Genomic DNA, 23,553 nt, shown 5'->3' on the forward strand with positions numbered 1-23,553 from the left:
TAAGCATTCGGTTAAAATCCGGGCCCGCCGTCAGCCGATAAGGAGATTCTTAACTATAACATGGGACTCCTGTCCGCATTATCTGAACGGGTTGTGCCATGCGTATTGCCAGATGGTTCCTGCTGCTGTTGCCGCTGCTTGCGGCAGCGTGTGCGCATGGACGACCGGCGACCTACCTTGTCGAGCAAACAGGCCCCTATGCGCTCGACAGCGGGGATGTGTTGCGTGTGACTGTCTATGGCGAACAGGACCTGACCAATACTTACCGGATCGACGATGCCGGCGCGATCGCGATGCCTCTGGTTGGGACGGTGGCGGCCCGCGGCAAAACCACCGAAATGGTGGCCCGCGGCATTACCGGGGCACTTGCAAACGGCTTCATGCGGAGCCCAAACGTTGCCGTGGAAGTTGCTGAATACAGGCCTTATTTCATCCAGGGCGCTGTCCGTAACTCTGGCCAGTTTACCTATGTCTACGGCATGACGGTGCGGGCGGCGATCAGTACGGCCGGTGGCCATACTGAAACGGCAAATCGCGACAGCGCCGTCGTCTATCGCCGGCAGGGCCATGAAATGGTCAAAGGTACGGTCGGGCTGGACTTCCCAATCCTCCCCGGAGATACCATCGTCATCTCCCAGCGCTGGCTTTGAGGCCAATGCGCATTTTACAGATCATGCGTGCGCCGGTTGGCGGGCTTTTCCGGCATGTGGCCGATCTCACCGAGGCGCTTGCCGGCATGGGGCATGAGGTTGGGGTGGTCGTGGACAGCCTCGCCGGCGATGCGCAGACCGAGGCTCGCCTAGCGGCACTGAGCGCATTCGCAACGTTCGGCATTCACCGCATGCCGATGCCGCGCGTTCTCGGCGTCCAGGACGTCATCACACCCTTACGCATCCGCAAGCTCGCCCGGGATCTCGGCGTCACGATCCTTCACGGGCATGGTGCCAAGGGCGGGTTCGGAGCGAGGCTTGCGCGGGTCGGCAACAGCAGGGTCTCGGCCCTCTATACGCCGCATGGCGGGGTGTTGCATTTCGATACCCGAAGCGCATCGGGGGCCGTTTTCATGGCCATCGAACGTTCTCTGCTTGGAGCGACCGATGCCATCATATTCGAGAGTGCTTACGGGCAGCGGGTCTTTGCCGAAAAGATCGCCGCGCCCCGCTGCCGCAACGCCGTGATACACAATGGTCTGCGCAAGGCCGAATTCGAGATGGTGACCCCCGCTGCGGACGCTGCCGATTTCGTTTTTGTGGGAGAGCTGCGGCTACTCAAGGGCATCGATCTGCTCGTCGCCGCACTGGCTCAGCTCGACCGCCCCGCGACGCTGGTCATGGCGGGCGCTGGGCCTGATGAAGATCATCTCAGGGCGCTGATCGCACAACATGGTCTGGCCGACCGCGTATCTCTTGCCGGGGTCCAGCCCGCTCGATCGATGTTTGCCGCTGGCAAGTGTGTGGTTGTTCCCTCGCGAGCAGAATCGCTGCCCTACATCGTGCTTGAGGCCGCCGCCGCCGGGCGCCCTCTCATTGCCACCGATGTCGGCGGGATAGCTGAAATCTTCGGCCCGACGTCCCCTGCCCTGATCGCCCCTGACGCGACGGACGCGCTCCGCTATGCCATGCAATCTTGGCTCGACAGCCCGGCGAAAATGGAAACCGATGCCGGTCTGCGCCGCGCTCACATCGCCGAGCACTTTTCGGTCGAGCGAATGGCGACGGACATCGCCACGCTCTATGCGGCGCTCGCAAAGCACGAGTAGCCGAGGATTAGCCGGCGCTTTTCACCGAGTTTTCATACCTCGCGCGCCATTATTCCCGGCCAAAAGTCCTAGAAGCAGGCGTTCCCTATGTTCCGGGTCGATCCCAAGCAAGCCGTTATCAACCATCTCAATAACGGCAGCACAAAAACTGCCGGTCAGCTCTCTCCCGAAGCGGAAGCGATTGCCTCGCGTCCGGTCGAGGCGGGCTATTCCCATACGGTTATTTCCGGCTTTGCACAGATCGCCGAAGCCGCCATTCTTGCGGTGATCGGACTTGTCCTGTTCGGGACATATGTCGGAGGGACGACGCCAGAGTTTTACATCCCGCTCATCCTGGGCGCGGTCTTTCTCGCCAACGTCGCGTTTAACCTTTCGCGAACCCACCGGATGCCGGCCTATCGTACGATGGCAAAGCAGCTCCTGCGGGTGCTGGGCGGCTGGACGGTCGTCTTCTTCGTTCTCATGGTCGGGCTGTTCCTGTTCAAAGCCAGCGATATGGTTTCGCGGGTCTGGTTGATCGGATGGTACGTCGCCGGTGCAGCGGGTCTGGTGGCCTTCCGCCTGGCCCTCCGTCATTTGGTGATGCGTTGGTCTGCGTCGGGGCAACTTAAGCGGCGTACCGTCATCGTCGGTGGCGGCGAGGCCGCGGCCGCTTTGATCGAGGCGATCAACAACAGCGCCAGCGGCGACATCGAGCTCGTGGGGCTGTTCGACGATCGCGAAGGCGAACGTTCGCCCAACGAAATCAAGGGGCTGCGCAAGCTGGGTCGGGTGCCCGATCTCGTCGAGTTCTCACGCCGCGCCAAAATTGACCTCGTCATCGTCTCGATGCCGCTTTCGGCCGAAGCGCGCGTCCTCGAGATGCTGCGCCAGCTCTGGGTTCTTCCCGTCGATATCCGCCTCTCGGCGCATATGAGCAAGCTGCGCTTTACCGACAAGACCTATTCCTATGTCGGTGATCTACCGGTCTTCGACATGGCCGATCGGCCGATTTCGGACTGGAACCTCGTTTTTAAATGGGTGTTCGACAAGGCAGTGGCGCTCATGGCGCTCGTCCTCCTGTCCCCCTTGATGGTCGGAACGGCAATCGCGATCAAGCTGACGAGCAAAGGGCCGGTTTTCTTCCGCCAGAAGCGTCACGGGTTCAACAACGAGCTGATCGAGATCTTCAAGTTCCGTTCGATGTACACTGACATGTCGGATGCAAAGGCTTCAAAACTGGTGACGCGCGACGACCCGCGCGTGACCGCGGTGGGACGTTTCATCCGCAAGACCTCCATCGATGAATTGCCGCAGCTTTTCAACGTGCTGCGGGGTGAGCTTTCCATCGTTGGCCCGCGTCCCCATGCGCTTGAAGCCAAGGCGGCCAATACGCTCTACCACGAGGCCGTTGACGGCTACTTCGCCCGTCACAAGGTCAAGCCAGGCATCACCGGCTGGGCGCAGATCAATGGCTGGCGCGGGGAAACCGATACGGTCGAAAAGATCATGCAGCGCGTGGATCACGATCTCTACTACATCGAGAACTGGTCGGTGCTGCTCGATCTTTACATTCTCATCATGACACCGGTATCGCTCGTCACCAAAAGCGAGAATGCATTTTGACAACGGCAATCCCGGCCGGGGAAACCGATACCCGCGCTTTGGGACGGGCATTCCTTTCGGCCCGGATGCAGGGGCTGCTCAAGGTTCTGGTCACCGTCTGGATTTTTTCCGGCGCGTTCGTCCTCATTGAGCCTTCTCCTTACGAGGTAACCTTTCTCGCTGCGTTCGCCGTCGCGCTGGCCGGGGGCCTGAAGCTGCACCGCGATACGCTGCCACTGCTGGCCCTCATCCTGCTTTTTGCGCCCTTTGCGATGATCGCGGTGTTCCAGGTCCGTTTCATGGACGTCTCGGATGCCCTGCTCTTCACGCTGGTCACCATCTTCCTGATGATTACCAGTTACTTCGCCGCCAATTTCGTGGCGCAGTCGCCCTTCTCCAATATGCGGCTGATCGGCAATGCCTATATCACGGCTGCCCTCATCGCTTCGGTGGTCGGAACACTGGCTTATCTCGGCCTCCTGCCCGGCGAAGGCGTGTTCCTGCTCTATGGCCGGGCCAAGGCGTTCTTCAAGGATCCTAACGTCTTCGGGCCTTTTCTCATTCTCCCTGCGATGTTCCTCCTGCAGCGGGCCCTGCTCGGCACCCCCAGGCGAGCCTTGATCGGGGGAGCACTTTACATGGTGTTGTTCGTTGGGGTGTTCGTCTCGTTCTCGCGCGGGGCGTGGGGCCATTTCGCCGCGTCTTCGGCGATGGTGTTCTTCCTGTGCTTTTTTCTCGAAGCGCGTGCGCAGGACAAGGTGCGGATGCTGCTCCTGGCCGTCGGGGGCGTGATGGTGTTCGCCGCCGCTCTCATGGTTCTGCTCAGCATCGATTCGGTCGCCGAACTGTTCGTCCATCGCTTCTCGCTCACCCAGAGCTACGACACTGGCGAAACCGGGCGATTTGGTCGGATCGGCTACGCGCTCGACCTTGCACTGTCCAATCCCTGGGGCATCGGACCGCTGGAGTTTTCTTTCCTCAAGATCGTCGAGCTTCCCCACAACACGTATATCAACGTCATCCACGCCTATGGCTGGGGCGGCGCCCTAGCTTACTTCAGTCTCGTGGTCTGGACGGCGTGGCGAAGTGTCTCGACCCTCTCACGGCGTTCGCCCAATCGCCTGCTCCTGATCCCGGTCTTTTCGACCGCGATACCGCTGTTCATGTTGGCCGGGATCATCGATACCGACCACTGGCGGCACTGGTTCCTGGTCGTCGGGCTCGTTTGGGGCATTACAGCCGGCTACGACACGATCACCGCTGACCAACGGCAGGGGCGCCCGCTGATATAGCAGCGGTTCAGGCCGTAATTCTGCGAATGAGCCAGAGAATGCCAACGACGGCTGCGGCGGCGACCAATATCCAGAACAGTACGAACAGAGCCACCGCGCCCAGTATTGCGCCGAGCGCATCCCAAAAGCCCAGGGTTCCGATCAGCAGCGCAAGCAGGAGAATGAAAATGATGGGCATGCCCCCGATACTCCTCTGTGAGTGTCCGTTACGGAACGGGGAACTGCCGCAGCGAGTTCCCGTTTCAGCCATCCCCATTAATCGCAATTGCGCTCTTGAACTCCTCGCCGCGATTATATAGGTGAAGTGCCAGTCGGGGCGTAGCGCAGCCTGGTAGCGCATTTGTCTGGGGGACAAAGGGTCGTCGGTTCAAATCCGGCCGCTCCGACCATTCAAACCCCACGGGGATCCGTGGGGTTTTGTCGTTTCTGGCAACAGCTTTCATCTTGGCCACCTTTCCCCTCCGGCTGCTCGAACAGGGCTCCTCCGCCTGCACTTGGCCTCCTCATCCGCTCCTGCCTGTCGCAACCAATCCCGGGATTCTGCATTTTCTGTGCAACGGGGGGTTTCTTACTGGTCACAGGAGAACCCAATGAATACCTTTGTAAAGCTCTTTGCTTCGGCAGCTCTTCTCGCTTCTTCTTCAACCGCCGTGCTCGCGCAGGCCGATGCCGGTGTAGGCGTGTCTGGTGACGTCGATGTGGAAGTCGGTGTCGGCGGCGAAGCCGGCACAAACGCGTCGGGAAATGCCAAGGCATCCGGCCATGGCGAAACCAACTACGGCTCGATCATCTCAAGCCTGCGCACGTCCGGCGTGACCGCGGCCGACATCGAGGGCCTCGATGCGACTGCCAGCATCCGGATCATCGCCCTTTCCGATATCCGGGGCAACGCAGCCGCAAATGCCTCCGCTTTGGATGCAGCTCTCGGTTCGCTTGAAACCTCAATCGCCGACATTCGCGCCGCGCTGGGTGCCAGCGCAGCAATTTCGGCTGCACTCGAGGCTGAAGGTTACACGGTTGACGACGTCGTGGCGGTAACCGTCGAGGGTGGCGCCAGCGTCACCATCATCGTGGACGACGCGGCCTGATCGGCGTCTTGATAACACGGGGCGCTCCACCGGAGCGCCCCCGACATCCGCTAGTCCGAATACTGGGCCGCACTCACAAAATCCAGTTGCGACTTTCCAATGAGATGCCATCTTTAGGCTCGGTAAGCCGGAATGCGAGGAGGAAGCAATGCGGCGGATATATACCATCGGACTGGGTGTTGCCGTGGCGTTGGCCGCGAGTTCCATTAACGCCCAGGAAGATCTTCAATGGATCGGACATTCGGACGAATACGGCGCTTCGCTGGTGTATGGCGTTCCGGAAACGGGTTTTGCACCGCTTGCCTTTTATTGCGAGCGTGGAAACAGCGAAGTGATTTTCTCCTACGAGTTTGAACCGATTGACGCGCGGGACGGCGTCGAAGTCATCGTGCTGCTTCAGGCCGGTGACCTTGAGGTACCTATCGAAACCACCGGCCTGCGGCTCGAGATGGACGATCTCTTCATCCTCGAGGGCATGTCCGTGCTCGACGAGCGGCTGGCGGACCTCCTGACATCCCGGGGCACGCTTTACGTGTTCGTCGAGGATGGCACCGCGGAGTATCCCCTCGATTGGGCCCGGGAGGCGGCCGAGGGAATGCTTTCGACCTGCGCGAATTTCTGACACGAGGAACCTTGCCTTCCACATACGCCGCCTTGATAAGAGTGCGGAAAGCGCTGGGGGTACGGGTTGATGTCGGACTGGAACGGGGTGCGGGCGGCGCTTGCGCTGTGGGATGGGCTCGAGGGCGGGCTGCCGGTGCTCGTCAATCTCTCCGAAAACCACACGTTCCGGGTGGACTGCCCCGATGGGACCAGGGCGATCCTCCGCGTCCATCGGCCCCACTATCATTCGCGCCTCGCCATAGAAAGCGAGCTCGCCTGGATGCAGGCTCTGCGCACCGAAGCAGGACTGTTCACGCCCCGGCCCATACCGGGCCGCAATGGACTCCTTGTCCAGCAGGCGCCATTCGACGGTCCGGACGACATTCGTCACATGGTGCTGTTCCACTTTGAAGCGGGGGAGGAGCCGGTCGTAGATGACGATCTTTCGCCGATCTTTACCCAACTCGGCGCGCTTGCCGCGCAATGCCACGCCCATGTGGAACGCTGGCAGCCGCCGACGCCCTTCGAACGGCAGGTGTGGACCGCGGAAGCCGTCCTCGATCCTGACGCGATATGGGGGGATTGGCGTGTGGCGCCGGGGGTAGAGGGCGCCGTCCGTTCCCATATCGACAGGCTGGACATGGCGTTACGGGAAAAGCTCGCCGCCTATGGCCGCGCCCCGGATCGGTTCGGGTTAATCCATGCCGACATGCGGCTGGCCAATCTGCTCGTCGAGGACGGCACGACACGCCTTATCGACTTCGACGACTGCGGCTTTTGCTGGTTCGGCTACGATTTTGCCGCAGCAATCTCATTCTTCGAGGACGCCGAGACGGTCCCTGCCCTGCGTTCGGCCTGGCTGGAAGGCTATCGCCGCTATCGCGCTTTTTCCGCCCAACACGAAGCGATGCTTGACACGCTCGTCATGCTCCGCCGCATGGCCCTGCTCGCCTGGAGCGGCTCCCATGCGGAAACCGAGCTCGCCCGCAGCATCCATGGCACATATGCGCACGGCACGGCGGAATTGGCGGAGCGGTATCTGAGCACGGGCTCAATCGACCGGTGAGGTCCTGCGTGCGTGCCGGAAGGAGGCTCAACCTTCCCGCGCGCGCCGGAGGGTGTCGCGGCATTCGATGAGCGATTCTAGAACCTGGGTGAGTTGGTCGCGCTGATCGACGGTCAGCCCTGGCGTTACGGCCACAGTGTCGTCGATGACGTCGGAATCGACAAATTCGATCTGCTCGACCCCTCCGACAGAGATCTCCGGCTCCGCGTCGGGGCGAGGGCCTAAAGGGCGAATGATGCCGGTTTCCCCGATGGCGACAACGTGACGGGCGCCCTGCTCCTTGAGGATGCGCTGCACACCCTTGATGGTGAAGCCCTGATCATAGAGCAGATGGCGGATGCCTTTGAGAAGCTGAACGTCATCGGGGCGATAATAGCGTCGCCCGCCGCCGCGCTTGAGCGGCTTGATCTGGCTGAACCGCGTTTCCCAGAAACGCAGCACATGCTGAGGTAGGTCGAGTTCGTCCGCCGCTTCGGAAATGGTCCGGAAGGCGTCTGGCGATTTGTCCAACGCAGTGCCCCGGTTTCAAAAAACCTTTATTTTGCTGAACGAACCATAGATTTGTTGATCTTGGTTTTCAAGACATTGGATGGTTTGAACACAAGAACCTGACGGGGCAGGATGGGCACTTCCTCGCCAGTCTTTGGATTCCGGCCCAAGCGCTCATTTTTTGAGCGAACCTGAAACGATCCGAACGACGACAGTTTGACATTGTCACCAGACGCGAGTGCGTCGGAAATGACCTGGAGAACCCGCTCGACAAGTTCGGACGATTCTGTGCGCGATAGTCCAACGGTCTGATATACGGCTTCGGCCAAGTCGGCTCGTGTTACGGTCTTACCGGACATAGCTATCCCCTCACCCGCAGGACGGAAGCAATCCCACAATTCAAATACTTAACGAGGAAATGGGGACCGGGTCAACGTCTACCAGCGAATGAGGGCGGCGCCCCATGTGAACCCGCCTCCCATAGCCTCGATCATCACGAGGTCTCCCGACTTGATCCGGCCATCCTCGGACGCCACCCAAAGCGCGAGCGGAACTGACGCCGCTGACGTGTTTGCGTGGCGATCGACGGTGACGATGGTCTTTTCCTCTGGAATGCCGAGCTTCTTGCCGGCACCATCGATAATGCGCTTGTTGGCCTGATGGGGGACGAACCAGTCGAGATCCGCAGTGGTCTTTCCGGTTTTTTCAAGCACGTCCTCGATGACGTCGGAGATCATGCCCACTGCGTGCTTGAAGACCTCCTTGCCCTCCATGCGAAGGTGTCCAATCGTTCCGGTGGCGGAAACGCCGCCATCGACATAAAGCTTGTCCCAATGCGAGCCGTCTGTCCGCAGACTCGAAACGAGCACGCCGTTTTCCGGGGCATCGTCGGGGACTTCCCGGGCTTCGAGAATCATCGCTCCGGCACCGTCGCCGAAAAGGACACAGGTGGTACGGTCGTTCCAATCGAGCAGGCGAGACGCCGTCTCGGCACCAACCACTAGCGCGCGCTTGGCCATTTTTCCTTTGAGATAGCCGTCGGCCGTGGCAACGGCAAAGACGAAACCCGAACATACGGCCTGGACGTCGAATGCAACGCCGTGCGTGATTCCCAACTTGTGCTGAAGCAGTGCGGCGGTCGCCGGGAAGGTGCGATCCGGCGTTGTCGTTCCGACGACGATCAGATCGATGTCGGCGGGGGTCAATCCCGCGTTGTCGAGCGCGATGCGCGAAGCGTGGAGCGCAAGATCGGAGGTCATCTCGCCTTCGGCGGCAACATGGCGCTCCCGGATACCGGTGCGCTGCACGATCCACTCATCGGACGTGTCGACGGTCTTTGAAAGCTCGTCGTTCGTGATCACGCGCTCGGGAAGGTAGCCGCCTACGCCGCGGACTACGGATTGGATCTTGCTCACGCTGTCGGTGCCTCCGATTCTTCTTGCCGATCCGGGATGGCGCCCGGTTTCATGCGTTCGAGCCCTTCGCCGATCTTTTCGATCAGATCGTTGCGTGCCATGTCGTAGGCAAGGCCGAGCGCACTCTTGTAGCCAATTTCGTCGGTACCACCATGACTCTTGATGACGACGCCATTAAGGCCAAGGAAAACGCCGCCGTTGACGGTTCGCGGGTCCATCTTGCTCCTTAGCGCCGAGAGCGCCTGATAGGCCAGCATCGCGCCGAGTCGGGATAGAAAACTGCCCTTGAGGGCATTCCGCAGGTAGGTCGCGACCTGGCGGGCGGTACCCTCCGCCGTTTTCAAGGCAATATTGCCAGTGAAACCCTCGGTGACGACGACGTCCACCGTCCCCTTTCCCAGATCGTCGCCCTCGACGAACCCGTGGTAAGTGAATCCCGCACCACTTTTTTCGGTGAGGCTCTTGGCGGCGTCCTTGACCCACTCGTTGCCCTTGGCCTCCTCGACACCGACATTGAGCAGACCGACCGTGGGCGTTTCCATATCGAAGAGCGCGCGGGCCATTGCCGCGCCAAGGATCGAAAAATCCACGAGCTGCTCGGCATCCGCGCCGATCGTGGCGCCGACATCAAGCACGATGATATCCGAGCGCAGGGTGGGCCAGATGGCGGCGATTGCCGGGCGGGAAATCCCCTGCATGGGGCGCAGGCAGAAGGTTGCCATAGCCATCAGCGCGCCAGTGTTGCCCCCTGAAATGGCCACTTTCGCCTCGCCGTTCTTCACCGCCTCGATGGCCGCCCACATGGAAGAGGAGCCCCGTCCCTTGCGCAAGGCCTGGCTGGGCTTATCGTCCATCGTGATGACGGTTTCGGAATGCCGGATTTCGGAAACCTGTGCGAGATCGGTGAACTCTGAAAGCAACGGCTCGAGTACGTCCTGGCGGCCGTGAAAGATGAACCTCGCATCGGGGTGCTCGCGCAGCAGCAGCCTGGCCCCTTCGATCGGCGCACGGGGTGCATTGTCTCCGCCCATGGCGTCAACGGAGATCGTTATTGTCCCACTCATCGTCTGCCTGTTCGTCTGCCCATATTCACGCCAGGGCGCCCCACCCGGGGGCCACCTTACCCGACGAAATCCCGCACGCAAGCGGATTGAACCCTGCAATCATTCCTTTTTCAGGGCCTTCAAAGCCGCAAAAGGAGAAAGCTCGGCCGGATCGTCTCCGGCCTTTTCGGCCGGCAGGCTCACGCCGGGCAAGCGTGGATAGAGGTCGATCACCAGCGCAAATACCTCGGTAATGAGATCGGCAAGGTCGATCTCCTCGCCGTCGAAATAATCCGGGAAGTCGTCGTCCTCGAGGTTGACGAACACCTCGGCGCCAGCGCCATGCTCCACTGTCTCGTCGCGGTTGGGAAGGTAAACGCGATCCACGGTCTCCCGGATTGCCTGATGTACAGGCTCGCCGGTCACGACGCACGGTTGGACCACGTCGCCCCACACCTCGCCCTGCGCGCGGATACCGCCCCGGAAGCGGGTGGCGGTGACCTTCGCACCGAAGGCCGGCAGCGCGTCGACACGGAAGCGCTGCGCGAGAATTTCGCGCTGCTCTACATCGGTCGTCACGTCGACCACGCGGCCCGCCGCCGGAATCCGGTCCACGCGGACGCGGGCGTCGAGATCGATATCGTCGTTTTGCTGCTTCACCTGGGTTCCCCGAACGTCACCTTCCCGGCCATGATATCCTCGATCGGCTGGGTGGACAGCATATTGTCATTGAGCAGGATATAATCGACGAAAACGGCGAGAGCGGGATGGTCCCTGCCCTCGTGAAAATTGCGCGAGACGACGCCCTCGAGCGCGGCGCGGTCTCCCCCTTCAAGAGCGGCGGAAAGATTGGAGAGCATTCCGTAGAAGAGGCTGCCCATTTTCTCGATGCGCTTGGGTACCGAAAGATCGCCCACGCCCAGTTCGCGCAGGGAGCGGTCCATATCGTGGAAGAAGCAGTCGAAAACGCTTTGCGAGAATTCCGTGGTGGCCTTTTCCGAAGTCCGCAAGCGACGGAAAACCAGCGCAGCATGGAGCGAAATCATGTCGAAACGGCCGGTCAGCGTGTCCGGCACGCCCCATTCGGCATAGAAAAACTCACGCCGGGATTGCGCCACAATGGCGTTGTAGACGGCGTAAACCTGTTCGGAGAGCTTGGGTTTTCTGAAAAACTGAAGGATCATCACCTGAGTCTCAAAACGAGGAGAACTGGCTTCGCGGAAAGGAGAATTCCGTTTGCTCGCTTGCCAGAACAGCCTTTGAAAAGCTAAACAACACCCTCGCCCCGGCACCCGCGTCGCGTGGCTATAGTCGAGAGCCAAGAGGAAAGTCAATTCCATGACCCTGCGTTCCGCCCTTGTCCGCCTGTCTCCAATTGCCGCGGCACTGGCACTGGGACTTACCCTTTCGGCCTGTTCGGGCTCCGGGTTGGTCGCGACCCGCACGCAGGGCTATGTCATTCCCGCCGACGCCATCCAGCAGATTCGGCCCGGCTCCAGCGCCGATCTCGTCCGTATCGTTCTCGGCTCGCCCCAGACGACGAGCACGTTCGGCAACGAAACGGCCTGGTACTACGTGGAGACCAAGGTCAACCAGACCGCGTTCGGGTTGACGACGATCCAGGAGCGCACGGTGCTGGCGGTCTATTTCGACCGCAACAATAAGGTGGTCGACCGCGCGGTCTATACACTTCAGGACGGACGCGTGTTTGCCATCGAGCAGCGCCGCACGCCATCCTTCGGCGAAGACCGGACGTTTGTGCAGCAATTGCTGGGCTCTGTGACGAACTCCTAGAACCTCCCTACCCGCGGGCCGGACTTCCGAGCCCGCGTCGATAACGGCTTGGGATTATTCCGGAAACGCCTGAGCGACCCGCTCGGCGCGTCGGCGGCGTATATCAGTCCATGCGAGCAGGACCAATGCGGCGGCGACAATGGGCATGACCATCATATTGATCGCTTCCCATCCGAAGGTATTGAGCAAGACGCCGGCGCCGATCGAAGCCAGGGCCATGACGCCAAACACAAGCTGCTCGTTGAGCGCCTGAACCTTGGCGGCCTCCTCGGGGCGGTATGACTTGGTGAGCATCACCGTCGAGCCGATGAAGCCGAAGTTCCACCCCACACCTAGCAGCACCAGGCCGATATCGAAATGCAGCGTGGTCGTGCCCGAGAGGGCGGTAGCGGCGCTGGCGAGAATCAAGAGCAGCCCGATGCCGGCGGTCAGGTGGGTACCGATACGGTTGATGATCGAGCCCGTGATGAAGCTGGGGGCAAACATGGCCACGATGTGCCACTGGATGGCGTTGGCGGCCTCGCCGGTGGTGTGACCGCAGATGAAGACCATGGCCAGCGGAGCGGCGACCATGACGAAGGTCATCAGCGCATAGCTCGCCATGCCGGTGAGCACAGGGACGAAGACGTCGGGCTCACGGATCAGCACTTTGAGCGGCCGTCCGGTTTCGCTTGCAGGGCGCTTGGGCTCACCCTTGGGCAGCCGGGTGAAGACGAGCAGCGCAATAGAGACCGCACAGACAGCGGCAAGGGCGAGAAAAGAGCCCGTATAGGGCGCATCGGCGACCGCTTCGCTGGTCATTGACGCAAGGCGTGGGCCGAGGAATCCGGCAAGGACGCCGCCGAACATCACCCAGGACACGGCACGGGCCTTGAGTTCGGGTGGAACGCTGTCGGCCACCGCGAAACGATATTGCTGGCCGAAGGCGCCGGCAGCGCCGATGAGCAGCATGGCGCCCGAGAAAATCAGGAAACTGTGCAGGTAAAGTCCGAATGCGGCCAGAAGCCCACCAGTGGCGGCAATAGAGGCTCCGAGCACAAAGCCCCTGGTGCGGCCCAGTCGGTGAAGAATGATCGCCGCCGGGCCCGCCATGAGTGCGACCCCGATGATCATCACCGTCGTCGGGATGGTGGCAAAGGCAGGATCGATAGCCAGCGATGCACCCGCGAGTGCGCCCACGGCCATTACCATGCCCTGTGCCGAACCTGCTATCGCCTGGGCGCCGGAAAGGAGACCGATATTCCGGTAATGATTCATGCGGGCTTTCCCGATTCTTTCATGAACGATTGAACGAAAATCGTTCAATCGTTCATTTAATTTTTCGCCTTCCGGGGACGACTCGGTGGGCGATGCAATCTGAAGGGATAACCATACACCCGGAAAGCGCTGAGGTGATAGGAAGGATGTGGACGTCAGGCTTTCGCCGGTCCCTCGTAGCCTTCCGAATGCTTTTGCGCCACGGCATCGAGCACGCCGTTGACCATGCCGGGGACTTCGTCGTCGTAAAATGCCAGGGCCACGTCGACATATTCGCGGATGACGACCCTGAAGGGGACGTCCTTGCGCTGGGTCAGCTCGAATACGGCTGCACGTAAGAGAGCACGCAGCGTGGCGTCGATGCGGGTCATCGGCCACCCGCCCTGCAGTGCGGAATCGATGATGGGATCGAGCTTGAGCTGGTGCTGAACGACTCCGCGCACGATGTGGCGGAAATAATCGGCATCGGCAGGGAGATACTGCTCCCCTTCGACCTCGCGGCCGGCCCGGATGTTTTCAAACTGGCTAAGCGTGTCCTCAAGGGACTGCTGGCCAATATCCATCTGGTAAAGCGCCTGGACGGCGGCGAGACGGGCCGAGCCGCGCTGGTTGGCCTGTTTTATTTCGCGTGGGTCAACCATCGTTAGCCTTCCAGGGTCTTTTTGAGCGCTACCATTGCCATGGCCGCGGTAGCAGCCCCGCCGCCCTTATCGAGGTCGGATTTCCGCGCACGGACCCATGCCTGTTCCTCGGTCTCGACGGTCAGGATCCCATTGCCGAGAGCAATGCCATCGGCCACCGAAAGGTCCATCAGCGCACGGGCACTTTCGTTCGAGACGATCTCGTAATGGGTGGTTTCCCCACGAATGACGCAACCGAGCGCGATATAGCCATCGTAGCGGGGCCCCTTGTGCTCGCTGGCCATTGCAATGGCAGCCGGAATCTCGAGTGCACCGGGGACTGTGACAACCTCCCAGGATGCGCCAGCGGCCTGCAACGCACTGGTGGCACCTTCGAGCAGGGCGTCCGCGATATCGTCATAGAACCGCGCTTCGGCGATCAGGTAATGCTGACCGGATGCGGAACCGGGTTTAACGGAAAAGGCGTCGCCGTGAGAGGCCATCAATTCATCCTTGTTTCGAGCAGGCGGGCGGCATAGCGCGCCATGAGATCGACTTCAAGGTTAACCGCATCACCAACATGGTAATCCGGCCAATTGGTCGCGGAGAGCGTGTGGGGGATGAGATGGACCGAGAAGCGGTTTTTTTCCACCCAATTGACCGTGAGCGAGGTGCCGTTGAGGGCTACCGAGCCTTTTTTTGCAATGAAGGGAGCGAGTTCGGCCGGGGCTTCAAAGACGAAGGTGGTCTGGTCACCGATATCGGTCCGCTCGATGATGGTTGCCAGGCCATCGACGTGGCCCGACACAATATGACCGCCGAGTTCGTCGCCAACCTTCAGGGACCGCTCCAGGTTGATGCGGCGGCCCACCTGCCAGCCCCCTACTCTCGTCACGTCGAGGGTCTCGCGCGCGGCGAAGACGTCGAACCAGTTGGTGCCGCCGCCAGTGCCTTTTTCGGTGACGGTGAGGCAGATGCCTTCGCACATGATCGAGGCGCCGAGATCGATGGTCGCGGGATCATAGGTCGTGCCGATGCGCAGGCGGCGCCCGTCGTTACGGTCGTCGATTTCGAGGATTTTGCCGATGTCGGTGATGATGCCGGTGAACATGGGGGCCTGGGTTTGCTTTGTCCCTGCGAGGCGAAGATGGGAGGTTCAGCGATGCTGCTTCTTCTCGAACGTCGTCAGTCTATCGCACCCGAGCGCGCGGTGATCAACCGGGATGAAGCCCAGTTGAGCCAAACGGTCCGGCAAGGATCGATGAACAGTGGCCGGGACGCCTTGGGGGCCGATTTCGATATCGCTTTCGAGCAGGTGGAAGCGGTCGACAAGGCCGGCGTCCAGCAGTGCGTCGTTGAGAGTTGCGCCACCTTCGACCAGCACGGTCGAAATGTCGCGCCGGGCCAATTCCTCGAGTCCTCTCAGGGGGTTGGGGCGGCCATTGTCAGACGGCGATTCAACGACGTCAAATTCCGATTCAACGCCTTCATGCGGTTGAGGAACTGATTCAAGAGTGCGTTTTTCTGTAATGAAAACAGTATCTTGTCCGGCGAGATTTGCGACGTGATTCATTTGCTTCCAGGAGAAAAGGAACACGCGCAAGGGCTTACGGTTTTCCAATCCCGGCAGCCGGACGGAGAGGCGCGGGCGGTCGAGGATCGCGGTATTGCCCCCGACCATGACGGCGTCGGAGAGCGCGCGCTGCATGTGGGTCCAGCGTCGCGCGATTTCGCCGGTGATGGCGACGTTCGCCTTGTCGGAAAGGCCGACTTTGCCGTCGGCGGAAATGGCGAGCTTTGCCGTGACGAAGGGGCGGCGTCTCACGATGCGGGAGAAAAAGCCCTCGTGGAGTTCGAGGGAGGGAGCGTGATTTTCGGCGACCGCTACGTCCAGACCGGCCCCACGCAGTTTGGCGATGGATTGGCCCGCGGTGCGGGGATCGGGGTCGGAGGCGCCGATGACGGCGCGCGAAATGCCCGAGGCGATCACGGCATCGACGCATGGGGGCGTCTTGCCCCAGTGATTGCAGGGTTCGAGCGTGACGTAGAGCGTCGCCCCCTTCGCCCTTTCGCCGGCCAATGCCAAGGCTTGGGGTTCGGCATGAGGACGGCCGCCGGATGCTGTGACGGCACGGCCGAGCATGACGCCATCGGGAGAGACGACTATGGCGCCGACCGTGGGGTTTTCGGCGGTCGTACCTCGATAGGGCATGGCGATGCGGGCAGCGGCATCGAGCCAGCGCAGGTCGTCCCCGCCGGGGGAGTTCACCCCTCCTCCTCGTCCAGGGTCTTGAGGAACGACTGGAAATCGTCGGCCTTGGCGAAGTTCTTGTAGACCGAAGCAAAGCGGACGAATGCGACGTCGTCGAGTCCCTTGAGGCCCTCCATCACGTATTCGCCGATCTGGTCGGAGGTGATTTCGATATCGCCCAGGCTTTCGAGTTGGCGGACGACGCCGGAAATCATGCGCTCGACGATTTCGGGATCGACCTGGCGTTTGCGGAGAGCGGTGTAGACCGACCGCGAGAGTTTTTCGCGGTCGAATGGCACCTTGCGGCCCGACTTCTTGACGACGGTGAGGTCGCGCAGCTGAACGCGCTCGAAGGTCGTAAAGCGCCCGCCGCAGCCATTGCAGACTCGGCGGCGGCGGATGGCATTGGAATCCTCGGTCGGCCGGGAATCCTTGACCTGAGTATCGTCGTTTCCGCAATACGGGCAGCGCATTGTCGAAAGAGTCCTAGGCCGGATAGATCGGGAAACGGTCGGTAAGGGCCTTGACCTTCTGACGCACCGCAGCTTCGACGGCGGCATTGCCATCGTCGGAATTGGCCTCGCGCAGACCATCAAGAACCTCGACGATATATTCGCCGATCTGGCGGTATTCCGCTTCCCCGAAACCACGGCTCGTCCCTGCCGGTGTGCCGAGGCGGATACCGGATGTGACAAAGGGCTTTTCGGGATCGAAGGGGATGCCGTTCTTGTTGCAGGTGATCCAGGCCCGGCCAAGTCCCTGCTCGGCGCGCTTGCCCGTAGCGTTCTTCTTACGCAGATCGACCAGCATCAGGTGGTTGTCGGTGCCGCCCGAGACGACATCGAGGCCGTTTTCGATGAGAACCGTGGCGAGCGCGCGGGCGTTGGCGACCACTTGAGCCGCATATGTCTTGAACTCGGGCGTCAGCGCCTCGCCGAGCGCTACGGCCTTGGCGGCAATGACATGCATTAGCGGTCCGCCCTGCAGACCAGGGAAGACGGCGGAGTTGATCTTTTTGGCAATTTCCTCGTCATTGGCAAGGATCAGGCCGCCGCGCGGGCCGCGCAGGGATTTGTGGGTCGTGGTGGTTACGACATGGGCGTGCGGGATCGGGGACGGATGCACGCCGCCCGCGACGAGCCCGGCAATATGGGCCATGTCGACCATGAGATAGGCGCCAACGGCATCGGCAATTTCCCGGAACCGTTTCCAGTCCCAGATCCGCGAATAGGCCGTGCCCCCGGCAAGAATAAGCTTCGGCTTATGTTCGTGTGCCTTCCGCTCGATATCGTCCATATCGAGCAGGTGGTCGTCGCGGCGCACGCCGTAGGAAACGACGTTGAACCACTTGCCGCTCATATTGACCGGCGAGCCGTGGGTAAGGTGGCCGCCCGAATTGAGATCGAGGCCCATGAAGGTATCACCTGGCTGAAGCAGGGCGAGGAAGACGGCCTGGTTCATCTGCGAACCGGAATTGGGCTGGACGTTCGCGAAATTGGCGCCGAAGAGTTCCTTGGCGCGATCGATGGCAAGGTTTTCGACCACGTCGACATACTGACAACCGCCATAGTACCGCTTGCCGGGATAACCTTCGGCGTATTTGTTCGTCATCACCGAGCCTTGAGCCTCGAGGACCGCCTTCGAGACGATATTCTCGGAGGCGATCAGTTCGATCTCGTGCTGCTGGCGATCGCGTTCATCCGCGATGGCCTGAGCCACGATGGGATCGTGATCGGCAATCGAACGGGTGAAGAAATCGGGAAAAAGCGGGGTTGACCCGGTGGCGCTCATTGGCGGACCCTCGACCTTTGAAGAGTGCAATAAAAGGCAAGCAAGCGCGCCCCGATTAGCACAGGCGTAGCGGCGATTCCAAGCAAAGATCGGAAGTGGTCAGGCTTTATCTCCGGCCTTCTCCAAACGGCGGCGGAGCTTTGCCAGCGCTACGGCCTTCATCTGCTCCTGTGATGTATGCACCGGTGCGATGATGACCACCTCGACGCCTGTCGTGGCATCGATGGCCGCCACGCGAACCTGGTTGCCCGCGGGGCGGAATTCAAAGAGGACTTCACGCGATCCATTAGGGGCAGGCGTCATGCCCTGCCCCCGTGATCAGGCGATTTCGGGGAACTCGGTGCGGCCGACCTTGTCGAACTCGTAGACATCATCACGGAAGCTTACGACACCGTTGCGGTTGGCCCAAGCGGTAAAGTAAGTTGTGAAGATCGGCACCGGATTGCGTACAGAAACGTCGAGCCGTTCGCCAGAGGCGAAGGTAGAGTTGACGGCGATGATATCATAGCCGTTATCACGCAGAATCCAGGCGACCAGTTCATCGACGTTGGAGACACGAACGCAACCTGACGAGTGGAAACGCTGATTCTCGGAGAACAGCCCACGGTCAGGGGTGTCGTGGAGATAAACCGTGTGGGGGTTATGGAAGTTGATCTTCACATGCCCCATGGAGTTCTCTGCGCCCGGATCCTGCCGCAGGGTGTAGTTCACGGCTTCATCTGTCGACCAGTTGATCTCGTGCGGCTGCTTTTCGTTGCCCCGCCCGTCGAAGATGCGAATGTTGTACTTGGTGAGGTATTCGGGATCCTCGTTCATCAGGCGGATGATATCGCGCTGGATAATCGACTTTGGCACCGTCCAGAAGGGATTGAAATTGATCTCGTGGATACGGCTGCGCAGGATAGGCGTCTGCCGGTCGATACGGCCCACAACGGCGGTGTGGCGCTGACGGATCTGGTTGCTCTCGACCGCCTCGATGGTTGCCGCCGGAATGTTGACGTTCACATAGCGCTCGGTGAGCTTGCCTTCCAGCGCCCGAACGCGATCGAGATTGAGGCGGATCTGGCGCAGACGCTCGGACGTGGGAACGTTCATCGTCCAATAGGTGATCTCGTCGACCTTGCCGTTGATCTGCAACCCGTGGCGGGCCTGGAAGCCACGCACGGCGGCGTCGACCTTGGAATCAAACTCATTGCTGACGCCCGCCTCCTGGGAGAGGTCGCCAGTATAGATCAGATATTCGCGGAGATGGCGCACCTGGCTGCGGTTGTTACCAAGCACGAGGTTGTAGATGCTGGTGGGAGGCTCAGGCCAGCCGCCCCTCGCGGCCAGGCGCTCATAATATTCGGCGACCTGCTGGAGATTGTACTCGGTATCGAGCGAAACGATCGGGTCCGGTCCGCCGATGGCATCCATAGCGATACGTGAATTGGCATCACGGTCGGTCTCGCGCAGGATACGATTGGTCGTAAAGACCTCCATAAGCCCGTCCTGCGCAATGGCAGGCATCGGAAAGGCGGCCGCCGCCGCAAAGCCGGCAATCGTCTTGAGCGCTGTGCGCCTGTCGGTTTTGGACGAAAAGTCACGCATTCGAATCGGAGCCCTGTCGCATCGGTTGGGTGCAATCGAGGAAATCTTGTGCACCAGGTTTGATCTGATCTCAACGCCACTCACCGCCCTGTGAACCGGATGCGGAACAGACGAACGGGAGAGAGGCCGACGGGTTCTATACCGCCTGTGATGCGGCTAAAACGGGTTTGCGGCGCAAATAAGAAACGCCGGCTCGATGGCCGGCGTTTGCTGCGAGAATGTGGCAAGGTTGCCACAGCGAGGCATCGCTCGCTCAGAGCTTGTAGAGGATCTGGTCGACCCAGAAGCGCTCAAGACGCGAAAGAGCGGTGTTGAGGCCGTTGAAATCGGACTCGGCAAGCCCGCCCACCTTCTCAATCGACTTGAGGTGCCGCTCGTAAAGATCGTCGATCACCTCGGCCACTTCCTCCCCCTTGGGCGTCAGGCGGATACGAACCGAACGACGGTCGGTCTTGGACCGCTCCTGGTAGATATAGCCGGTCTCGACCAGCTTCTTGAGATTGTAGGAGACGTTCGAACCGAGATAGTAGCCCCTGGTCCGAAGCTCGCCCGCCGTCAGTTCGCTATCTCCGATGTTGAACATCAGGAGCGCCTGGACCGGATTGATGTCGTCCCAGCCCATGCGGTCGAACTCGTCCTTGATGAGATCGAGCAGGCGGCGGTGGAGCCGTTCAACGCGAGAAACCGCTTCGAGATAAAGCGGCTTCAAGCTGCGATGCTGTTCGGCCGTCTCTGCCTTTGCGGCGGAAAGATTGGTAGCCATTTGTTCTGCCTCACTGTCAATTTATGCGCACGGTTTTCCGTGTCTGTGAGGCCAAACTATCGGCCTCGCCATAAGATCGGTTTAATAGACACGCTTAATGTTATCTTACGGGAAAACTTGGGGTTTTTTGGTTTTTGCTTTCTTACCCAAGGTGTGAAATTTGTAACCTTTACAAGCCGTCAACGCGCCGGGAAACCGGCGCAAGCCCGCAGGGTTCGGGCAGGTTTCGGCCAGTTGCGGGGCACGAAAATTGAAGCTCGCCCCAAGGCATCTGGAAGGCAAAGCCGTGCGGCTTGGCTTATTCGGCAGCGTGTCGGCGGGCCAGAAACCATCCCATGGCGATCAGGGCAATGGTTGCCAGCAAGGCACCAAGTTTGAAGATAAAGTCAAACAAAGTCAGGGCAACAGTGAGGTTGCCCGAGAGGTGGACGGCCAGTTCGATAAACAATGCGGCGGCAAGCAGGACCGCCCCCCATTGAACCTGGAGCCAGAGCCCGAGTGCGGCGAACAGGCGCGCCGCCGCGAGAGTCGCGAGCAAGGCGAACCCCGTGCCGCCCAAAGCAGCAATGGGGCTCGGAGCCCCGCCCCAGACGCCAAGCAGCCGGGCAGCATCGCTCAGACCCATGACGAGGCTGGCTATAGCGAGAACCCTCGCTGCAATCCCGACCGGTTCGGTTGTCAAATCCATTGGCAGAATCCCCCGAAGGGGATTCTGCTAACGTGAATGGGAGCGCGGGACAACCCTGCGATCAACGCAGGCTTGTGGAGGCGAGCTTGAGGGACACGATTCCGAACACGAAGATCGTCAGAGCCGGCACGACAAGCTGCCCCACCGACGAAAGGCGAGAAAACTCCGCGATCAGCATGACAAGGCTCGCGGCGATCCAGCCCCAATCCCCTGCCATCTGCACACCGAACGCGACGCGACCGACGGAAGGCTGGCGCCCGCACCAGTAATTGAACGCGGCCCAGGGCAGCAACGCGGCGCCCAGTATGAAAAACACGAGCGAAGGGACATTGCTTCCCAACAGATCCGGAATCATCGGAGCGAGTGCGATCATTCCGGCACCGAGTACGGCGCTGCCGACCGCATCGAGGACGTAGACATTGAGGAGTCCGCGCGCTGCGGAGACGTGGGAGGTGGTGGACATTGGAAATACTCCGATTGTTGATATCGGGCAGTTGCGCATCTTGAGGTAATGGTTTCAATTACCTCTAAGGTAATGGAATGCGGCGCTTGCCCGGTCCATCAGAGAGTCGATGAGGAAACGGGCATGTTCGGACCCATGTTGAAGCATTGGCGGCAGGTGCGGGGCATCAGCCAGATGGACCTTGCGCTGGAGGCGTCGGTATCCGCACGGCACGTCTCGTTTCTCGAGACCGGCAGGGCGCGACCGAGTGTCGAGATGACGATTCGTTTGGCAGAGGCGCTTGCGATGCCGCTGCGGGAGCGGAACGCGCTGCTTGTCGCGGCGGGCTTTGCCCCGCGATATGGCGCGGGAGACTGGAGCAGCCCCGAACTTGCCGATGTGCGGGCAGCAGCGCGGCTTATTCTCGATACGCACAGCCCCTACCCTGCCATGGTTTTCGATGGATGCTTCACGATGCTCGATGCCAATGACGGCGCATGGGGGCTGCTAGGCGAACCGGGCGACGTGCAGCCCAACCTCGTCGACCTCGTATTCACGCCCGGCCCGGTTCGGTCCGCGATCGGGAACTGGCCGGACATCGCCGCTTATTTCCTGCATCGCCTGCGACATGGTGCGCGGATTAATGGCCCGCACGCGCCGATCGCTCACAAGCTCAGGCAGGCGCTTGCGATGCCCGGGGTGCGGGAGCTGGAAGCAGGCCTGAGCAAAACCAGCTCCGGTATCCTTCTGCCGCTCATCTTCCTAACCCCGCAAGGCGAAACGCGGTGGTTTACGACGGTGACGCATTTCGGCGGAGCGCAAGACGCTCTGGCGGAAGAAATCACGATCGAAATGTTCCATCCGGTGCAATGAACCATTTGCTGCTTTGCGCCCGCAAGCGTCGGTTGTTAAACAGTGCACAGTTCGAACCGGGTTGGGTAGCGGCATGAGCGGCAAGTGGCAAAAGCATGATCTTGGATTTCTAGGCGGCCGGCGGTTGCGCCGCTCGCGCATGGCCGGATGGAGCCGCGACCTGGTGCGTGAGAACGCGTTGACGCCAGCCGACCTGATCTGGCCGATTTTCGTCATCGAAGGGCAGAACGAGCGCCAACCCGTCAAGACGATGCCCCGCGTGTCGCGCCTGAGCATCGATCTGGCGGTCGAGGCGGCAAAAGCCGCCCGCGCCGAGGGCATTACGGCTCTGGCGCTGTTTCCTAACACCGACCCCGCGAAACGGTCCGAGGGAGGCGAGGAAGCGCTCAACCGCGACAATCTCGTATGCCGAGCGCTTTCGGCCATCAAGGACGCGGTTCCCGAAATCGGGCTTATCGCCGACGTGGCGCTCGATCCCTATACGAGCCACGGGCATGACGGGGTAATGGCTGGCGAGGAAATCCTCAATGACGAAACCGTCGAGATTCTGACGCGGCAGGCGCTGGTGCAGGCGCGGTCGGGCGCAGACGTGGTTGCGCCATCGGACATGATGGACGGCAGGGTCGGGGCGATCCGGGCCGTGCTGGACGAAGAGGGCTTCGAGAAGACCATCATCCTCTCCTACGCCGCAAAATATGCGTCGGCCTTTTACGGCCCTTTCCGCGAAGCCGTCGGATCGGGGGCGCGGCTCAAGGGGTCCAAGCTGACCTACCAGATGGATCCGGCCAATGCCGAGGATGCACTGCGCGAGGTGGAGCAGGACCTGGCCGAAGGTGCGGACTGGGTAATGGTGAAGCCGGGGATGCCTTATCTCGACATCTGCCGGCTGGTGAAGGACAGTTTTGACGTGCCGGTCTTTGCCTATCAGGTGAGCGGGGAGTACGCGATGATCTCGATTGCTGCAGAAGCCGGCGCGGTCGACCGTGACGCGGCGATGGCCGAAAGCCTGATGGCATTCAAGCGAGCGGGATGCTCGGGGGTCCTCACCTATTTCGCACTGGATATGGCGCGGAAGCTGAATGGGTGAATTATCGGCATTGATACCGCGAAGATAAAATTCGGCGCCCCCTTGCTATCACGGCTCA

At 60.8% G+C, this 23,553-nt stretch carries 29 protein-coding genes and 1 tRNA gene; 11 read left to right on the forward strand and 19 right to left on the reverse strand.

Going from position 1 to position 23,553, the window contains the following annotated elements; genetic code table 11:
* The first annotated feature begins 98 nt into the window (after positions 1–98).
* The 4 genes from I2G20_RS07160 (at position 99) to I2G20_RS07175 (ending at position 4,635) form a co-directional block, all read left to right on the forward strand.
* Positions 99–650 carry a polysaccharide biosynthesis/export family protein gene (locus I2G20_RS07160; RefSeq protein ID WP_196259008.1) on the forward strand — a complete coding sequence of 184 codons (552 nt, stop codon included), beginning with the start codon at positions 99–101 and terminating at the stop codon, positions 648–650.
* A 5-nt stretch (positions 651–655) separates the two neighbouring features.
* Complete coding sequence (locus I2G20_RS07165; protein WP_196259009.1) at positions 656–1,759, forward strand: glycosyltransferase family 4 protein; 1,104 nt, start codon at positions 656–658, stop codon at positions 1,757–1,759.
* Between the two features lie 87 nt (positions 1,760–1,846).
* Complete coding sequence (locus I2G20_RS07170; protein ID WP_196259010.1) at positions 1,847–3,364, forward strand: undecaprenyl-phosphate glucose phosphotransferase; 1,518 nt, start codon at positions 1,847–1,849, stop codon at positions 3,362–3,364.
* Complete coding sequence (locus I2G20_RS07175; RefSeq protein WP_196259011.1) at positions 3,361–4,635, forward strand: O-antigen ligase family protein; 1,275 nt, start codon at positions 3,361–3,363, stop codon at positions 4,633–4,635. Before I2G20_RS07170 ends, I2G20_RS07175 begins: the two co-directional genes overlap by 4 nt.
* Positions 4,636–4,642: 7 nt before the next feature.
* Here the strand turns inward: I2G20_RS07175 and I2G20_RS07180 are convergent, their stop codons facing one another.
* Entirely contained in the window at positions 4,643–4,813 is a 171-nt protein-coding gene (locus I2G20_RS07180; RefSeq protein WP_196259012.1) for a hypothetical protein, read from the reverse strand.
* Between the two features lie 134 nt (positions 4,814–4,947).
* Here I2G20_RS07180 and I2G20_RS07185 point away from each other — a divergent pair.
* The 4 genes from I2G20_RS07185 to I2G20_RS07200 all read left to right on the forward strand — a co-directional run bounded on the left by I2G20_RS07185 (position 4,948) and on the right by I2G20_RS07200 (position 7,392).
* A tRNA-Pro gene (locus I2G20_RS07185) sits at positions 4,948–5,024 on the forward strand.
* Between the two features lie 201 nt (positions 5,025–5,225).
* Positions 5,226–5,723, forward strand: a complete 498-nt coding sequence (locus I2G20_RS07190; RefSeq protein ID WP_196259013.1) for a hypothetical protein — start codon at positions 5,226–5,228, stop codon at positions 5,721–5,723.
* 148 nt (positions 5,724–5,871) lie between these two features.
* Positions 5,872–6,345 (forward strand): hypothetical protein, encoded by a 474-nt coding sequence (locus I2G20_RS07195; RefSeq protein ID WP_196259014.1) that lies wholly within the window; start codon positions 5,872–5,874, stop codon positions 6,343–6,345.
* A 69-nt stretch (positions 6,346–6,414) separates the two neighbouring features.
* Entirely contained in the window at positions 6,415–7,392 is a 978-nt protein-coding gene (locus tag I2G20_RS07200) for a phosphotransferase enzyme family protein (protein ID WP_196259015.1), read from the forward strand.
* A gap of 27 nt (positions 7,393–7,419) precedes the next feature.
* Here the strand turns inward: I2G20_RS07200 and I2G20_RS07205 are convergent, their stop codons facing one another.
* The 6 genes from I2G20_RS07205 to I2G20_RS07230 all read right to left on the reverse strand — a co-directional run bounded on the left by I2G20_RS07205 (position 7,420) and on the right by I2G20_RS07230 (position 11,523).
* A complete protein-coding gene (locus I2G20_RS07205; protein ID WP_196259016.1) occupies positions 7,420–7,902 on the reverse strand; it encodes a MerR family transcriptional regulator in 483 nt (160 codons plus the stop codon).
* A gap of 26 nt (positions 7,903–7,928) precedes the next feature.
* The gene (locus tag I2G20_RS07210) at positions 7,929–8,240 is read right to left on the reverse strand and encodes an integration host factor subunit alpha (RefSeq protein ID WP_196259017.1); all 312 of its coding nucleotides are present in this window, start codon (positions 8,238–8,240) and stop codon (positions 7,929–7,931) included.
* A 78-nt stretch (positions 8,241–8,318) separates the two neighbouring features.
* Complete coding sequence (locus tag I2G20_RS07215) at positions 8,319–9,296, reverse strand: beta-ketoacyl-ACP synthase 3 (protein ID WP_196259018.1); 978 nt, start codon at positions 9,294–9,296, stop codon at positions 8,319–8,321.
* The gene (plsX, locus tag I2G20_RS07220; protein WP_196259019.1) at positions 9,293–10,360 is read right to left on the reverse strand and encodes a phosphate acyltransferase PlsX; all 1,068 of its coding nucleotides are present in this window, start codon (positions 10,358–10,360) and stop codon (positions 9,293–9,295) included. The genes I2G20_RS07215 and plsX overlap by 4 nt, the downstream gene beginning before the upstream one ends.
* Before the next feature lie 99 nt (positions 10,361–10,459).
* Entirely contained in the window at positions 10,460–10,999 is a 540-nt protein-coding gene (locus tag I2G20_RS07225) for a YceD family protein (protein WP_196259020.1), read from the reverse strand.
* Complete coding sequence (locus I2G20_RS07230) at positions 10,996–11,523, reverse strand: ubiquinol-cytochrome C chaperone family protein (protein ID WP_196259021.1); 528 nt, start codon at positions 11,521–11,523, stop codon at positions 10,996–10,998. The genes I2G20_RS07225 and I2G20_RS07230 overlap by 4 nt, the downstream gene beginning before the upstream one ends.
* 154 nt (positions 11,524–11,677) lie before the next feature.
* On the opposite strand from I2G20_RS07230, the gene I2G20_RS07235 reads away from it, so the two are divergent.
* Positions 11,678–12,133, forward strand: coding sequence for an outer membrane protein assembly factor BamE (locus tag I2G20_RS07235; protein ID WP_196259022.1), 456 nt, complete (start codon positions 11,678–11,680; stop codon positions 12,131–12,133).
* A 54-nt stretch (positions 12,134–12,187) separates the two neighbouring features.
* Here the strand turns inward: I2G20_RS07235 and I2G20_RS07240 are convergent, their stop codons facing one another.
* The 12 genes from I2G20_RS07240 to I2G20_RS07295 form a co-directional block, all read right to left on the reverse strand.
* Positions 12,188–13,390 carry an MFS transporter gene (locus I2G20_RS07240; RefSeq protein WP_196259023.1) on the reverse strand — a complete coding sequence of 401 codons (1,203 nt, stop codon included), beginning with the start codon at positions 13,388–13,390 and terminating at the stop codon, positions 12,188–12,190.
* Positions 13,391–13,545: 155 nt separating this feature from the next.
* Positions 13,546–14,031 carry a transcription antitermination factor NusB gene (gene nusB / locus I2G20_RS07245; protein WP_196259024.1) on the reverse strand — a complete coding sequence of 162 codons (486 nt, stop codon included), beginning with the start codon at positions 14,029–14,031 and terminating at the stop codon, positions 13,546–13,548.
* A 2-nt stretch (positions 14,032–14,033) separates the two neighbouring features.
* Positions 14,034–14,513, reverse strand: a complete 480-nt coding sequence (locus tag I2G20_RS07250; protein ID WP_196259025.1) for a 6,7-dimethyl-8-ribityllumazine synthase — start codon at positions 14,511–14,513, stop codon at positions 14,034–14,036.
* Positions 14,513–15,121 (reverse strand): riboflavin synthase, encoded by a 609-nt coding sequence (locus I2G20_RS07255; protein ID WP_196259026.1) that lies wholly within the window; start codon positions 15,119–15,121, stop codon positions 14,513–14,515. The genes I2G20_RS07250 and I2G20_RS07255 overlap by 1 nt, the downstream gene beginning before the upstream one ends.
* Before the next feature lie 45 nt (positions 15,122–15,166).
* Positions 15,167–16,279 carry a bifunctional diaminohydroxyphosphoribosylaminopyrimidine deaminase/5-amino-6-(5-phosphoribosylamino)uracil reductase RibD gene (gene ribD / locus I2G20_RS07260; protein WP_196259027.1) on the reverse strand — a complete coding sequence of 371 codons (1,113 nt, stop codon included), beginning with the start codon at positions 16,277–16,279 and terminating at the stop codon, positions 15,167–15,169.
* Positions 16,276–16,734, reverse strand: a complete 459-nt coding sequence (nrdR, locus tag I2G20_RS07265; RefSeq protein WP_196259028.1) for a transcriptional regulator NrdR — start codon at positions 16,732–16,734, stop codon at positions 16,276–16,278. Before nrdR ends, ribD begins: the two co-directional genes overlap by 4 nt.
* Before the next feature lie 13 nt (positions 16,735–16,747).
* Positions 16,748–18,052 (reverse strand): serine hydroxymethyltransferase, encoded by a 1,305-nt coding sequence (glyA, locus tag I2G20_RS07270; protein ID WP_196259029.1) that lies wholly within the window; start codon positions 18,050–18,052, stop codon positions 16,748–16,750.
* Positions 18,053–18,151: 99 nt separating this feature from the next.
* Positions 18,152–18,355 (reverse strand): DUF6898 family protein, encoded by a 204-nt coding sequence (locus tag I2G20_RS07275; RefSeq protein ID WP_196259030.1) that lies wholly within the window; start codon positions 18,353–18,355, stop codon positions 18,152–18,154.
* Between the two features lie 15 nt (positions 18,356–18,370).
* Positions 18,371–19,642 carry a L,D-transpeptidase family protein gene (locus tag I2G20_RS07280; RefSeq protein ID WP_196259031.1) on the reverse strand — a complete coding sequence of 424 codons (1,272 nt, stop codon included), beginning with the start codon at positions 19,640–19,642 and terminating at the stop codon, positions 18,371–18,373.
* Positions 19,643–19,895: 253 nt separating this feature from the next.
* Positions 19,896–20,405, reverse strand: a complete 510-nt coding sequence (gene ldtR / locus I2G20_RS07285; RefSeq protein ID WP_196259032.1) for a transcriptional regulator LdtR — start codon at positions 20,403–20,405, stop codon at positions 19,896–19,898.
* 298 nt (positions 20,406–20,703) lie between these two features.
* Positions 20,704–21,093: a DUF6163 family protein gene (locus I2G20_RS07290; RefSeq protein ID WP_196259033.1), complete on the reverse strand. Its 390-nt coding sequence runs from the start codon at positions 21,091–21,093 to the stop codon at positions 20,704–20,706.
* A gap of 61 nt (positions 21,094–21,154) precedes the next feature.
* A complete protein-coding gene (locus tag I2G20_RS07295) occupies positions 21,155–21,556 on the reverse strand; it encodes a hypothetical protein (protein WP_196259034.1) in 402 nt (133 codons plus the stop codon).
* 123 nt (positions 21,557–21,679) lie between these two features.
* On the opposite strand from I2G20_RS07295, the gene I2G20_RS07300 reads away from it, so the two are divergent.
* Positions 21,680–22,408 carry a helix-turn-helix domain-containing protein gene (locus tag I2G20_RS07300; protein WP_196259035.1) on the forward strand — a complete coding sequence of 243 codons (729 nt, stop codon included), beginning with the start codon at positions 21,680–21,682 and terminating at the stop codon, positions 22,406–22,408.
* A 73-nt stretch (positions 22,409–22,481) separates the two neighbouring features.
* Complete coding sequence (gene hemB / locus I2G20_RS07305) at positions 22,482–23,495, forward strand: porphobilinogen synthase (RefSeq protein ID WP_196259036.1); 1,014 nt, start codon at positions 22,482–22,484, stop codon at positions 23,493–23,495.
* The last annotated feature ends 58 nt before the right edge of the window (positions 23,496–23,553 follow it).

The sequence above is a fragment of the Pelagibacterium limicola genome (assembly GCF_015694405.1).
GTDB lineage: Bacteria > Pseudomonadota > Alphaproteobacteria > Rhizobiales > Devosiaceae > Pelagibacterium > Pelagibacterium limicola.

Excerpts from the sequence above, each read along its gene's own strand:
- I2G20_RS07160 (WP_196259008.1), top strand. The coding sequence starts at position 99 with ATGCGTATTGCCAGATGGTTCCTGCTGCTGTTGCCGCTGCTTGCGGCA.
- I2G20_RS07165 (WP_196259009.1), top strand. The coding sequence starts at position 656 with ATGCGCATTTTACAGATCATGCGTGCGCCGGTTGGCGGGCTTTTCCGG.
- I2G20_RS07170 (WP_196259010.1), top strand. The coding sequence starts at position 1,847 with ATGTTCCGGGTCGATCCCAAGCAAGCCGTTATCAACCATCTCAATAAC.
- I2G20_RS07180 (WP_196259012.1), bottom strand. The coding sequence starts at position 4,813 with ATGCCCATCATTTTCATTCTCCTGCTTGCGCTGCTGATCGGAACCCTG.
- I2G20_RS07190 (WP_196259013.1), top strand. The coding sequence starts at position 5,226 with ATGAATACCTTTGTAAAGCTCTTTGCTTCGGCAGCTCTTCTCGCTTCT.
- I2G20_RS07195 (WP_196259014.1), top strand. The coding sequence starts at position 5,872 with ATGCGGCGGATATATACCATCGGACTGGGTGTTGCCGTGGCGTTGGCC.
- I2G20_RS07200 (WP_196259015.1), top strand. The coding sequence starts at position 6,415 with ATGTCGGACTGGAACGGGGTGCGGGCGGCGCTTGCGCTGTGGGATGGG.
- I2G20_RS07210 (WP_196259017.1), bottom strand. The coding sequence starts at position 8,240 with ATGTCCGGTAAGACCGTAACACGAGCCGACTTGGCCGAAGCCGTATAT.
- plsX (WP_196259019.1), bottom strand. The coding sequence starts at position 10,360 with ATGAGTGGGACAATAACGATCTCCGTTGACGCCATGGGCGGAGACAAT.
- I2G20_RS07230 (WP_196259021.1), bottom strand. The coding sequence starts at position 11,523 with ATGATCCTTCAGTTTTTCAGAAAACCCAAGCTCTCCGAACAGGTTTAC.
- I2G20_RS07235 (WP_196259022.1), top strand. The coding sequence starts at position 11,678 with ATGACCCTGCGTTCCGCCCTTGTCCGCCTGTCTCCAATTGCCGCGGCA.
- I2G20_RS07240 (WP_196259023.1), bottom strand. The coding sequence starts at position 13,390 with ATGAATCATTACCGGAATATCGGTCTCCTTTCCGGCGCCCAGGCGATA.
- nusB (WP_196259024.1), bottom strand. The coding sequence starts at position 14,031 with ATGGTTGACCCACGCGAAATAAAACAGGCCAACCAGCGCGGCTCGGCC.
- I2G20_RS07250 (WP_196259025.1), bottom strand. The coding sequence starts at position 14,513 with ATGGCCTCTCACGGCGACGCCTTTTCCGTTAAACCCGGTTCCGCATCC.
- I2G20_RS07255 (WP_196259026.1), bottom strand. The coding sequence starts at position 15,121 with ATGTTCACCGGCATCATCACCGACATCGGCAAAATCCTCGAAATCGAC.
- nrdR (WP_196259028.1), bottom strand. The coding sequence starts at position 16,734 with ATGCGCTGCCCGTATTGCGGAAACGACGATACTCAGGTCAAGGATTCC.
- glyA (WP_196259029.1), bottom strand. The coding sequence starts at position 18,052 with ATGAGCGCCACCGGGTCAACCCCGCTTTTTCCCGATTTCTTCACCCGT.
- I2G20_RS07275 (WP_196259030.1), bottom strand. The coding sequence starts at position 18,355 with ATGACGCCTGCCCCTAATGGATCGCGTGAAGTCCTCTTTGAATTCCGC.
- I2G20_RS07280 (WP_196259031.1), bottom strand. The coding sequence starts at position 19,642 with ATGCGTGACTTTTCGTCCAAAACCGACAGGCGCACAGCGCTCAAGACG.
- ldtR (WP_196259032.1), bottom strand. The coding sequence starts at position 20,405 with ATGGCTACCAATCTTTCCGCCGCAAAGGCAGAGACGGCCGAACAGCAT.
- I2G20_RS07290 (WP_196259033.1), bottom strand. The coding sequence starts at position 21,093 with ATGGATTTGACAACCGAACCGGTCGGGATTGCAGCGAGGGTTCTCGCT.
- I2G20_RS07295 (WP_196259034.1), bottom strand. The coding sequence starts at position 21,556 with ATGTCCACCACCTCCCACGTCTCCGCAGCGCGCGGACTCCTCAATGTC.
- I2G20_RS07300 (WP_196259035.1), top strand. The coding sequence starts at position 21,680 with ATGTTCGGACCCATGTTGAAGCATTGGCGGCAGGTGCGGGGCATCAGC.
- hemB (WP_196259036.1), top strand. The coding sequence starts at position 22,482 with ATGAGCGGCAAGTGGCAAAAGCATGATCTTGGATTTCTAGGCGGCCGG.